This window comes from Rhizobium sp. CCGE531, from assembly GCF_003627795.1.
GTDB lineage: Bacteria > Pseudomonadota > Alphaproteobacteria > Rhizobiales > Rhizobiaceae > Rhizobium.
The window spans coordinates 132,672-144,631 of sequence record NZ_CP032686.1; the positions used below are offsets into that span (position 1 = coordinate 132,672).

Annotated in this window: 10 protein-coding genes, 1 pseudogene and 1 riboswitch; of the genes and pseudogenes, 9 read left to right on the forward strand and 2 right to left on the reverse strand. The window is 60.4% G+C overall.

What is annotated here, in order from left to right; translation table 11 throughout:
- Positions 1–7: 7 nt before the first annotated feature.
- Together CCGE531_RS26905 and CCGE531_RS26910 are read right to left on the reverse strand one after the other, a co-directional pair.
- Positions 8–964 (reverse strand): transketolase family protein, encoded by a 957-nt coding sequence (locus tag CCGE531_RS26905; RefSeq protein ID WP_120669651.1) that lies wholly within the window; start codon positions 962–964, stop codon positions 8–10.
- Entirely contained in the window at positions 964–1,800 is an 837-nt protein-coding gene (locus tag CCGE531_RS26910) for a transketolase (protein ID WP_281024474.1), read from the reverse strand. Before CCGE531_RS26910 ends, CCGE531_RS26905 begins: the two co-directional genes overlap by 1 nt.
- 186 nt (positions 1,801–1,986) lie before the next feature.
- On the opposite strand from CCGE531_RS26910, the gene CCGE531_RS26915 reads away from it, so the two are divergent.
- From CCGE531_RS26915 to CCGE531_RS26955, 9 genes and pseudogenes are all read left to right on the forward strand, one after another.
- Positions 1,987–2,967, forward strand: a complete 981-nt coding sequence (locus CCGE531_RS26915; protein WP_120670547.1) for an ABC transporter permease — start codon at positions 1,987–1,989, stop codon at positions 2,965–2,967.
- A 115-nt stretch (positions 2,968–3,082) separates the two neighbouring features.
- Positions 3,083–4,012 (forward strand): sugar ABC transporter substrate-binding protein, encoded by a 930-nt coding sequence (locus CCGE531_RS26920; RefSeq protein WP_120669653.1) that lies wholly within the window; start codon positions 3,083–3,085, stop codon positions 4,010–4,012.
- 28 nt (positions 4,013–4,040) lie between these two features.
- Positions 4,041–5,519 (forward strand): sugar ABC transporter ATP-binding protein, encoded by a 1,479-nt coding sequence (locus tag CCGE531_RS26925; protein WP_120669655.1) that lies wholly within the window; start codon positions 4,041–4,043, stop codon positions 5,517–5,519.
- 20 nt (positions 5,520–5,539) lie between these two features.
- On the forward strand, positions 5,540–6,328 hold the full coding sequence (locus CCGE531_RS26930; RefSeq protein WP_120669657.1) for an SDR family oxidoreductase: 789 nt from the start codon (positions 5,540–5,542) through the stop codon (positions 6,326–6,328).
- A 4-nt stretch (positions 6,329–6,332) separates the two neighbouring features.
- The gene (gene tpiA, locus CCGE531_RS26935; protein ID WP_120669659.1) at positions 6,333–7,070 is read left to right on the forward strand and encodes a triose-phosphate isomerase; all 738 of its coding nucleotides are present in this window, start codon (positions 6,333–6,335) and stop codon (positions 7,068–7,070) included.
- A gap of 77 nt (positions 7,071–7,147) precedes the next feature.
- Positions 7,148–7,930, forward strand: a complete 783-nt coding sequence (locus CCGE531_RS26940; protein WP_120669661.1) for a glucose 1-dehydrogenase — start codon at positions 7,148–7,150, stop codon at positions 7,928–7,930.
- A 105-nt stretch (positions 7,931–8,035) separates the two neighbouring features.
- Positions 8,036–8,181, forward strand: a riboswitch (FMN riboswitch).
- 112 nt (positions 8,182–8,293) lie between these two features.
- The gene (gene ribB, locus CCGE531_RS26945) at positions 8,294–8,920 is read left to right on the forward strand and encodes a 3,4-dihydroxy-2-butanone-4-phosphate synthase (protein WP_120669663.1); all 627 of its coding nucleotides are present in this window, start codon (positions 8,294–8,296) and stop codon (positions 8,918–8,920) included.
- Positions 8,905–9,523 (forward strand): annotated as a pseudogene (locus CCGE531_RS26950) (IS6 family transposase); the annotation flags it as partial. The gene ribB and the pseudogene CCGE531_RS26950, both read left to right, overlap by 16 nt.
- A gap of 126 nt (positions 9,524–9,649) precedes the next feature.
- Positions 9,650–11,611 (forward strand): elongation factor G, encoded by a 1,962-nt coding sequence (locus tag CCGE531_RS26955; RefSeq protein WP_120669665.1) that lies wholly within the window; start codon positions 9,650–9,652, stop codon positions 11,609–11,611.
- Positions 11,612–11,960: the final 349 nt, after the last annotated feature.

The following is an 11,960-nucleotide window of genomic DNA, read 5'->3' on the forward strand; positions in this document are numbered from 1 at the left end:
CGTTCGTCTACTTGCGCTTGATAAGCGCTTGCGCGGCGTCTGCAATAGCCGACGGTGCCATGCCGAATTCATCGAGAAGGAACTCGGCCGAGCCGGTTGGCGCGTATATGCCGGGAACGCCGAGGCGCGTCATCGGGACAGGGGCATTGTCGACGACAACCTCGGCCACGGCCGATCCCAGACCGCCGAAGATCGAATGTTCTTCCGCCGTAACGATCGCGCCGGTTTCCCTGGCGGCCGCAATGATGGCATCCTCGTCGATCGGACGGACCGTGGCGAGATTGAGCACCCTGGCCCTTACGCCGCGTTGCGCGAGAATGTCGGCGGCTTTCACCATGCGATGGGTCAGCGTCCCGTTTGCGATGAGTGTGACATCGGAACCTTCGCGCAGCAGATTGGCTTTTCCGAGTTCGAACGTGTGGCCCTCCGGCAGGAGGTCGGGCACGCCGACACGCGACAGGCGCAGGAAGCAGGGACCGTTGTAGCTTGCCGCCCATTCCACCGCCGCTGCCGTCTCGATGCGGTCGCAGGGCGCGATTACCGGGAGGTTGGGCAGAACGCGCGTCCAAGCGAAATCCTCGATCGAATGATGGGTTGGGCCGAGCTCGCCATAGGCCATTCCAGAGGAAATGCCGACGAGCTTGACGTTGGCATTCGAGTAGGAGATGTCGGCCTTGATCTGCTCCAGCGATCTGCCCGTGAGAAACGGCGCGGCGCCGCAGACATAGGGCAGGCGCCCGCCGTTGGCGAGGCCCGCGCCGACGCCGACCATGTTCTGCTCGGCGATGCCGACATTGACGAGGCGATCGGGAAACTTGGACTTGAAGCCACCGAGCTTCGAAGATCCGACCGAATCGTTGCAGACTGCCACAATCGTTTCGTTCTCGACGGCCAAGCGCTCAAGTGTCGATGCGAAGGCGTCTCGGCAGTCATAGAGCTTGGGTGCATTCACAGGCGCGTTCATTAGAGTGCCTCCGACAATTCTGCCAATGCGACTTCGTATTGTTCCTTGCTCGGAACCTTGTGGTGCCAGTCGACACGGTCCTGCATGAAGGAGATTCCGTGTCCCTTGTTGGTGTGGGCCACGATGCAATGGGGGCGATCGCTTCGGTATTCGAGGGCCGGGACGACTTCGCGCATATTGTTGCCGTCGATTTCGCTGACGTCCCAGCCAAAGGCTTCGAGCTTTGGGCGAAGCGGAGCGATGTCGTTCGTCTCCGAGAGCGCTGCACCCTGCTGGAACCGGTTGTGGTCGACGATCAGTGTCAGATTATCCAGCCGGAACTGTGCCGCGGCCATGATCGCCTCCCAGTTGGAACCCTCCTGCATCTCGCCGTCGCCGGTAATCACGTAGGTATGGTAGCCGGCACCTGATAGTTTGGCCGCCTTGGCCATGCCGACCGCCACCGGCAGGCCATGCCCGAGAGGACCTGTGTTGGTCTCGACGCCCGGCACCTTGTTGCAATTGGGATGGCCATTGAGCCTCGAATGCGGCTTCAGGAATGTCGAGATTTCCTCTTCCGGAATGAAGCCGCGTTTCGCCAGCGTGACATAGAGCGCGCATGCGGTATGTCCCTTCGAAAGCACAAACCTGTCCCGATCCGGATGTTTCGGCTGGTCCGGCCAGATGCGCAGCACGCGGAAGTACAGTGCGGTCAGGAGGTCGATCACGGACATCTCACCGCCAATGTGTCCCGCGCCTGCTTCATAGACTGCCTGTAGATCTCGCAGGCGTATCTGGCGAGCAACGCGTTCAAGTTCGGAAGGCACCATCGTTTCCTCGCGTGAATAATTATTCATCTGGTTATATTTTTGCATATGAAAGCAGTTAGTCAAGCCCCAGCGCGCGACATCTTATAAAACCAGGCGCGGAAAACTCGGTTGACAGGCTTAAAGTGAGTTGGTAATGAATTTTCCAGCAAGTGTGAATAAATATTCTTGCTTGAGGAAATATTGGCTGCTAGCCCTAATCTCCAGGGAGGAATGATGGTGGCGATCAACGTCAGCGAAGAAAAGCATCCGTCCGCGACATGGCTGAGCAAGCTCGCCGGCGCGACCGGCCCGCTCGTCGGGTTGCTTGCTCTTTGCGTTTTCCTGAGCCTCAGCACCGATGCGTTTCTTTCGCTCCGCAACGGTCTCAACATTCTCGACCAGATCACCGTGCTTGGAATCATGGCCGTGGGCATGACCTTTGTCATCCTGATCGGCGGTATCGACCTGTCGGTCGGTTCGGTCCTTGCGCTCGCCATGATGGTCATGGGCTGGACGGCAAACATTGCCGGCCTGCCGCTTGTCGCGGGAATTGCCGTGGCGCTTGTCGCCTCCGCGATCAGCGGACTGATTGTCGGGCTTCTCGTCACCTTGTTCAGGGTTCCGGCCTTCATTGCGACATTGGCGATGATGTCGGCTGCGCGTGGCGTGGCGAATATGATTACCGACGGACAGCAGATCGTCGGATTTCCCGACTGGTTCATGATGCTCGCGATCGATCGCCATTTCGGCGTGCTGACGGCGACGGTCTTCCTGATGCTCGCGGTCGCCGCCGTGGCTTGGGTGTTCCTTCACTTCCGTTCCGAGGGCCGCATGCTCTATGCCGTGGGCGGCAATCCGGAAGTTGCCCGTCTTGCCGGCATCAATGTCCAGCTCGTGACGATTGCGGTCTATGTCGTAAGCGCGGTTCTCGCCGGTCTGGCAGGCATCGTGCTGGCGGCGCGTCTCGACTCCGTTCAGCCATCCAGCGGCTTCGGCTACGAGCTGGACACGATTGCGGCCGTCGTCATCGGCGGAACGTCGCTCTCCGGTGGATCCGGCGGCATCGGCGGCACGCTCATCGGTGTCCTGATCATCGGTGTCCTGCGCAACGGCCTCAACTTGCTCAACGTCTCGCCATTCCTGCAGCAGGTCATCATCGGCATCGTCATCGTGCTTGCGGTCGGTGCCGAGACGATCCGCAGGCGGCGGGCCTGACATTCAGGTCCGCGCTGGCGGACCTCCACGAGTTCCTCTCCGAGAGGTTTGGAGCGGATCACTTGCCCGAGGGGGAGGATATGCCCAAGGGTTCATTGCAAAAGGAGGAAATAAAATGAAACTTGCGCGCATTCTTCTGGCCTCTGCCGCCGTGCTGGCGATGTCATTGGGCTCTGTTCAAGCAAAAGACGCCAAGAAAATCGGCCTGGCTGTCGCCAACCTGCAGGCAAACTTCTTCAACCAGATCAAGCAGTCCGTCGAGGATGAAGCCAAGAAGCGTGGCATTCAGGTCGTGACCGTGGATGCCAAGGGCGACGGTCCGACCCAGATCAACCAGATCCAGGATCTGCTGACCCAGAATATCGATGCCTTGATCTACATTCCTGCCGGCGCGGCTGCCGCAAGCGTTCCCGTAAAGCTCGCCAAGAATGCCGGTATTCCCGTCGTCAACGTCGACCGCAACGCCGAAGGCGCTCCCGGCGACACGTTCCTTGCCACCGATTCCGTCGCGTCCGCCAAGGGCGTTTGCGACTACATCCTCAAGCAGGCCGGTGGCAAGGGCAAGATGGTGATCATTCACGGTCAGAAGGGCACGACGCCCGAAGTCGACCGCAGCAAGGGTTGCGCGGAATCGCTGAAGGCAAATCCTGGCGTGAAGGTCGTTGCCGAGCAGTATTCCAACATGTGGGCCCAGGACGAGGGCTTCCAGATCATGCAGAACATGCTGCAGGCAAACCCCGATGTGTCGATCGTGTTTGCTCAGGCAGATGCGCTCGCACTCGGCGCCGCGCAGGCGATCAAGGTTGCAAACCCATCCCAGAAGATCGTCGTCGGCGGCTTCGACGGTGATACGGCGGCCCTGGAAGCGCTCGGCAAGGGTGTCTTCGACGTCACCGCGACACAGCAGACGCAGAAAATGGGCCGCGATGCGGTCGCCAATGCCGTCAAGCTCGTCGGCGGTGAGAAGGTGCCTCCGATGCAGCTCATGGACGCCACGCTGACGACCAAGGAAAACGTGGCCGGCTTCATCGCCAACCATCCGTAATCGTGCCGAAATCTTGAGGAGGTGTGCCGTGACTGAGCCCGTTCTTTCCCTGAGGGGCATATCCAAGCGCTACGGATCGCTTCAGGTGTTGAAGAATGTCAGCCTGGATGTCTATCCCGGCGAGGTGGTTGCGCTTCTCGGTGAGAACGGGGCCGGCAAGTCGACATTGTCTGGCATCATTGCCGGATCACGCACGCCGTCCGAGGGAACAATGACATGGCTGGGGCAGCCCTATGCCCCGGCCACTCCACGCGACGCGATCGACAAGGGCGTCGTCCTGATCCATCAGGAATTGCAGCTGCTGCCGCATCTTTCGATTGCCGAGAATGTCTTTATTGGCCGGTGGCCAATGAAGAACGGGGCTGTCGATCGCCCCCAGATGGTCCGGCGTGCGCAGGAGCAGCTTGCTCGCCTCAACCTGCATATTCCCGCGACGCGAAAGGTCGCGGGTCTGTCGACGGCCAATCAGCAGCTTATCGAAATCGCCAAGGCGCTGGCGCTCAATGCCAAGCTGCTGATCCTCGACGAGCCGACTGCCGCTCTCGGCGGGGCGGAGACGGAGGCGCTGTTCGAGCAGGTAAGGAAGCTTCGGTCCGAAGGCGTCGGCATTGTCTACATTTCGCATCGCATGGAGGAGATCAGGCAGATCACCGATCGCATCGTCGTCCTGCGCGACGGCGAGCGCGTGCAGGAGTTCGCCGACAGCGCGACACCCGTTCGCACCATCGTCGAGAGCATGGTCGGCCGCTCGCTGGACCGGATGTTTCCGGCGCTTCCCGAGCCGGCGGATCGTGCGGTGCTGCAGGTCAGCGGGTTGAGCTCGCCTGACGGCTCCTTCCGGGACGTGACGTTCGACGTTCATGCGGGTGAAATCCTCGGTATTGCCGGGCTGGTCGGTGCCGGCCGCACGGAACTCGTCCGGGCCATCGCCGGGGCGGATCCGGTCAGCGCCGGCTCGGTCAGGCTGGAGGGTGAAGAGCTCAAGCTTCGCGATCCGGCGGATGCGATCGCGAAGGGCATCGTCATGGTGCCTGAGGACCGCAAGGAACAGGGTCTCGTCGTCGGCCACCGCATCAGTGAAAACATCATCTACGCCAATCTCGACAAGCTCGGCGGGCGTTGGATCACATCGCGCGTCAAGCGCGCCTTCGCCGAGAAGGCCGTGACGAAGTTCGGCGTCAAGGGCCGTGCCGAGCAATATGCCTCCGACCTGTCGGGCGGTAACCAGCAAAAGGTCGTCATTGCCAAGTGGCTGATGCGGGACCCCAAGGTCGTGGTGCTCGATGAACCGACCCGAGGCATCGATGTCGGCGCCAGAGCCAGCATCTACGACATCATCGTGAACCTGGCGAAACAGGGTGTCGCGGTCATCGTCGTCAGCTCCGATCTCGAGGAGGTTCTCGGCGTGTCGAACCGCATTCTCGTGCTCGCCCAGGGCAAGCAGGCAGGCATTCTTAATCGTGACGAGGCGAACGACGTCTCGGTCATGGAACTGGCGACAATTTAGATAAAAAGAAAGGAAGAGCGGTGTCCGACATCACTCTGAACGCCCCGAAGCTTTTCGATCTCAAGGGACAGGTCGCTATCGTGACCGGAGCCGGAAGCGGGATCGGGCAGCGCATCGCAATCGGCCTCGCGCAGTGCGGCGCCGACGTCGCGCTTCTTGACCGTCGATCCGACGATGGTCTGGCGAATACTGCTTCGCATATCGAGGCGGCCGGTCGCCGTTCCCTCCAGATCGCGGCTGACGTCACCAGCAAATCTTCTCTTGCAGATGCGGTCGCCCGCACCGAGGCGGAACTGGGGCTTCTGACGCTTGCCGTCAACGCCGCCGGTATCGCCAACGCCAATCCCGCCGAGGAAATGGAAGAGGACCAGTACCAGACGCTGATGGATATCAACCTGAAGGGCATTTTCCTGTCCTGCCAGGCGGAAGCACGGGCCATGCTGAAAAACGGACGCGGATCGATCGTCAACATCGCCTCCATGTCCGGCGTCATCGTCAATCGCGGCCTGAGCCAAGCCCATTACAACGCTTCCAAGGCCGGCGTGATCCACATGTCGAAGTCGCTGGCCATGGAGTGGGTCGGTCGCGGTATCCGCGTCAACACCATCTCGCCGGGATATACGGCGACGCCTATGAACACGCGTCCGGAGATGGTCCACCAGACCAAGCTCTTCGAAGAGCAGACGCCGATGCAGCGCATGGCAACGGTGGATGAGATGGTCGGTCCCGCCGTCTTCCTGCTGTCGAATGCCGCAAGCTTCGTGACGGGCGTCGACCTGCTCGTCGACGGCGGCTTCTGCTGCTGGTGATGTGATGAAGAAATTGATTGCCGGTAACTGGAAAATGAACGGTCTCGCTTCCTCCCTGGCTGAGATCGAGGCGCTGAAGGGGATAACGGGCGAGGCGGCGTGCGATATCGTCGTCTGCCCGCCCTTCACGCTGGTCGAAAAAGCGGCCGAACGGACGCGGGGATCAGGGATTGCCATCGGCGCACAGGATTGCCACGCGCAGGCGTCGGGCGCCTATACCGGAGATGTCTCCGCCGAGATGCTCGCCGAAATCGGCGCGCGTTTCGTGATCCTTGGACATTCCGAGCGCCGCTCCGTCTACAGGGAAGCGGATGCCGCGGTCGCGGGCAAGGCAGCCGCGGTCCATAGGGCGGGGCTGACAAGCATCATTTGCGTCGGGGAAACACGCGCAGAACGGGACGAGGGAAGAGCGATCGAGGTCGTTCGTGCCCAGCTCGAAGGATCAATTCCCGACGCCGCAACCGGTTCGAACATGACGATCGCCTATGAACCCGTATGGGCGATCGGGACCGGACTGGTTCCGACCCTCGAGCAGATCGACGAAGTGCATTCCTCCATCCGGCAGACACTCGAAGAGTTGCTGGGAGACGATGGAGCCCACGTCAGGATCCTTTATGGAGGCTCGGTCAAGGCGTCGAACGCAAAGGCGATCTTTGGGGTTCGCCATGTCGACGGCGCCTTGGTTGGAGGCGCGTCCCTGAAGGCATCGGAGTTTGCCGGGATTATCTCGGCAGTCGTTTGAAGTCGCCAGCAACGGGCAGCGCGCCCGGCCCCTTGAGCCGGCGCTTGGCATGGCTGTCACCGCGAAAGGAATGGAAAATGCAACGCTTCGAAAGCAAGACCGTCGTCATCACCGGCGCCAGCCGCGGCATTGGCGCCGCGATCGCCGGGCGCTTTGCGCGAGAGGGTGCCAACCTGGTGGTCTCCGCCAACGAGGATTCAATCCATGCTGTTGCCGATAAGATCAAGGCTGGTGGCGGAAAGGCGATTTCCTTCGTCGGCGACGTGACGGACAAGGCCTGCGTAAAGGGTCTCTACGACGCCGCCGAGACGGCGTTCGGCGGGGTCGATATCTCCATTCAGAATGCCGGCGTCATCACCATTGCCCGTGTCGAGGATATGACTGAGGACGAATGGGACAAGGTCATGGCCGTCAATACCAAGGGCGTCTTCCTGTGCGCGCAAGAGGCGATTGCCCGCATGCGCAAGCATGGACGCGGCGGCCGCATCATCAATACCGCCTCCGGCCAGGCGCGTGACGGGTTCATCTATACGCCGCATTATGCGGCATCGAAGATGGGCGTCGTCGGCATTACCCAGAGCCTTGCAAAGGAAGTCGCGACCGAGGGCATTACCGTGAACGCCTTTTGTCCCGGCATCATCGAAACCGACATGTGGGCCTATAACGACCAGGCGTGGGGCAAGCTGCTCGGCAATTACGGTCCCGGCGAACTCATGAAGGAATGGGTCGAAGGCATTCCGATGAGACGAGCTGGATCCGGAGAGGACGTTGCAGGTCTCGTCACTTTCCTTGCCAGCGACGATGCGGCCTACATTACCGGCCAGACGATCAATGTTGATGGTGGTCTGATCATGTCCTAGCTTCGTTCAATAAAGAAGAACTGTGCTTCCACCGCGAAATCAAATTTTCGAAAGCGGAAGCGCGGTCAGCCCCTTGCAGAACGAAACAATCATCAACTATCTTAGAGATGTTCTCAGGGCGGGGTGTAATTCCCCACCGGCGGTATCGAGGCAACTCGGAGCCCGCGAGCGCCTTCCGAATTTCGGAAGGGTCAGCAGATCCGGTGAGATGCCGGAGCCGACGGTCATAGTCCGGATGGAAGAGAGCAACGCAGGAGACGCCGCTTCATGGTGGCGTTCACATGCTTGTTCGCCCAAGGGAAAATGGTGGCTTTGACAGGCCATGCACGCCGTTCTGAACGGCAACCCTTGAAAGGCAGGAAAATGGCAATTTCGAAAATTGAAGATGCGATCGCAGCAATTGCGCGGGGCGAGATCGTGGTTGTCGTCGATGATCGTGACCGCGAAAACGAAGGCGATCTGGTAGTTGCGGCCGAGGCAGTTACGCCACAGGCGATCACGTTCATGATGAACCATGCCCGCGGTCTTATCTGCGTTCCGATGGAAGGCGAAAGGCTCGACGAGCTGGACATTCCGTTGATGGTGCCGCGCAATACCGAGGCTCTGAAGACCGCCTTCACCGTTTCCGTGGATTACATCCCGGGAACGACCACCGGAATATCCGCCGCCGACAGGGCGGCAACGGTTCAGGCTCTCGTCAGGGATGGTGCGCGTCCGGAGGAATTTGCTCGCCCCGGTCATATCTTTCCGCTTCGCGCACATCCAAACGGCGTCCTGTCACGCCCGGGACATACGGAAGCAGCCGTGGATCTTGCCAGGCTTGCCGGCCTTTCGCCGGCCGGCGTCATCTGTGAAGTGGCGAATGACGACGGCACGATGGCCCGTCTTCCCGAACTCGAGGCGTTCGCCGAGCGGCATGGCCTTCATCTTGTCACGATCGAAGATCTGATCGCCTACAGGACCGCAACGGCGGCTTTCAAGGCTGCCTGAGTGTTCGGATACCGAAGAAGCTAGTTCTCACAATCGTTTCCTATGAGACGATCCGCTGTTGGGCAAAGAAATTCGGCCCGGACTACGCCGGCGGCTTGCGTCGGAAAGCGGCGAGCCTAACTGACGCGTGGCATCTGGACGAAGTGGTGGTGGCGATCGGTAGCGCAAACACTGGCTCTGGCGTGCTGTCGACCAAGACGGCTACGTTCTCGACGAAATCGTCCAGGCTCGCCGCAATACCAAGGCTGCCAAGCGCCTTTTGATCCGGCTGATGAAGAAGCAGGATGCCTGCCCAAGCGTATCGTCATAGACAGACTCCGCTCTTACGGTGCTGCACGGCGCCAGATCATGTCGACGGTCGAGCATCGATCGCACAAAGGGTTGAACAACCACGCTGAAAACTCGCACCTGCCGCTGCGAAAACGGGAGCGGGCGATGCAGCGGTTCCGCTCTCCAGGTGCCTTACAATATTTCGTCAGCGTCTTCTCCGCGGTCCGAAACCTTTTCGTCCCTGCACTTTCCAAACGCTCAGCCATCAACGTCCATTTGCATCGCCTCGGAGCGATGGCACATTGGAAGGCGGTCACTGGGACGGTAGCCTAATCAAACCAGCCTGCTGAAAGCCTGCTCGCCCTAGTTAACCTGACATCACCCCTCTGGCGCCTTGCGGCGGTTCAGGGCATCCTATGATGGCTGAAAATTGTGTTTATGGCAGTTGGAGGAAGGCCGATGCGCTGCTTTACCGTGCTTGGACCCTCGCAGACCGGAAAATCGACAGTCGTGGAAAAGCTCGGCTCCCTGGAGGGGACGCCGAGAAAATCCAGCTCCCCTTATGGATTGAACCTCACAGAATTCACCTTCGGAAACGAGGCGTGGTGTGCACTGGATGCGCCAGGACCCAACGAAGCGTTGGCGCATGCGCAGCACGCGCTTCTTGCCAGCGACGCCTGCATCCTGTGCGTTTCATCGGCACCCGAGGAGGCTGTGCTCGCCGCGCCCTATCTGCGGATAGTCGAAGCCTCGGGGACGCCTTGCATCCTCTTCGTCAACCGGATGGACGAACCGAGAGGGCGGCTGAGGGACGTGATCGCCGCGCTTCAAGACTACGCCAACCACACCCTTTTGCTTCGCCAGATCCCGATCCGCGAGGGGGACAGGATCATCGGCAGTTGCGATCTGATTTCGGAACGGGCGTGGCGCTACCGGGAAGGCCAGACTTCGGCGCTGATCGCAATCCCCGAAAGCACCGCCGAACGCGAGCACGAAGCGCGCACCGAGCTCCTGGAACACCTGTCCGAATTCGATGACTGGCTTCTCGAGGAACTGATCGAGGACCGCGAGCCACCCAGCGACGCGCTCTATGCCATTTCATCACGGGTTCTCAGGGAAAACAGGATTATCCCGGTCCTGATCGGTGCTGCAAGTCACGGCAACGGCATGACGAGGCTGATGAAGGCGCTGCGCCACGAGGCGCCACCGGTAGGGGTTCTTCGGCAGCGTCTCGCTCATGCGGGAACTGTCGATGAAGGCAAGCTGGTGGCCGTGAGCTTCCATGCCTATCATCGCCAGAATGTCGGCAAGACGGTGCTTGTGCGCGCACTTGGCGAGGGACTGCGGCAAGGCGCATCACTGGGCGGCTCCAGCCTCGGCGCCGTACAAAGTCTCGCAAACGGGCGGTCCAATTCGGCGGTTCTGCCTGCGCCGGGGGATGTCTTCGCGACGGTCAAGTCCGACCATCTGCGCGTCCCTTCGCTGTTGACCCCCGGCGCGGTGGTCGCTCCGCCTGAGTGGACGGAACCACCCACGCCGATGCTTGAAAGGATCCTAATTCCGGGCAGCGAGCGCGATGAGAACAAACTTTCCGAAACGCTGGCGAAACTTTCCGAGACGGATCGCGGCCTGAAAGTCTTGCAGGAGGAAGGCACGGGCGCTCAACTCGTCCGCGCCCAGGGGCCGGTGCATCTGCGTGATCTCTGCCGAACGCTGTCCGATGTCTTTCACATCTCCGTGACCGACCGAACGCCCAGCCCGATCTACCGCGAGACGATCACGAAACCATCGGAGGTTCATTACCGCCATCGCAAACAGACCGGCGGTGCCGGGCAATTCGCGGATGTGAAGCTGAGCATTCACCCCAACGAGCGCGGCCAGGGCTTCACCTTTGGCGAAACCGTCAAGGGCGGCGCCGTTCCGCGCAATTACATCCCCGCCGTCGAAGCGGGCGCGCGCGAAGCGATGGAGAAAGGACCGCTAGGCTTCGAAGTCATCGATGTCGGCGTAACGCTGTCAGATGGTCAGCACCATACTGTCGACAGTTCGGAACACGCCTTCCGGACTGCGTCGAAAATGGGGGTGCGCCAGGCGCTTTCCGAAGGATCGACCGTCTTGATGCAGCCGGTCTTCCGCAGCGAGTTCCACATCCCGTCGGTCTATTCGGGCAGCCTCGTCCAGATCGTCTCAGCCCTCAACGGCCAGGTTCTCGGCTTCGACCGTGATGAAACCGCCAAGGGATGGGACATCTTCCGGGCGCTCGTTCCGGGCGGCGCACTTGACGATCTGGCGCGGGCGCTGCGCTCGGCGACGCAGGGCATTGGTTATTTTTCCAAGACCTTCGATCACTTCGAGGAACTATACGGCAAGGAAGCGGACGCCATTGTGAGGGCAAACGAGAAGCCAGGCATCGTACACTGAAACGCTACCGCCACTTCATGTTCGTACGCAGAGCCGGGCTCACGCCCGCCTTTACGTGCGTGAAACGTTTGCAGTTGTAGTAGCACAGGCCCGCGGTTGGGGCTTGCTTACGGGTATCAGATAGCCGTCGCGTAAATTAGAATCAGCCAAGATCGTACTTTAAATTGGCCGGCAGGCTCGAAGATTTCCATGACCGCGTTTGTCAAGTTCAGGCAGCACGGGACAGTAGGGCAGAGGTATGCTTCCAAGTGTACTTTAAATTACAAGCTTTTAGAAAATGATCAGCTCAGATCCGGCCTGTTTTGATGCCCGAAATTGATGAGGCGTAACAGCTGCGGCGCGGACCATC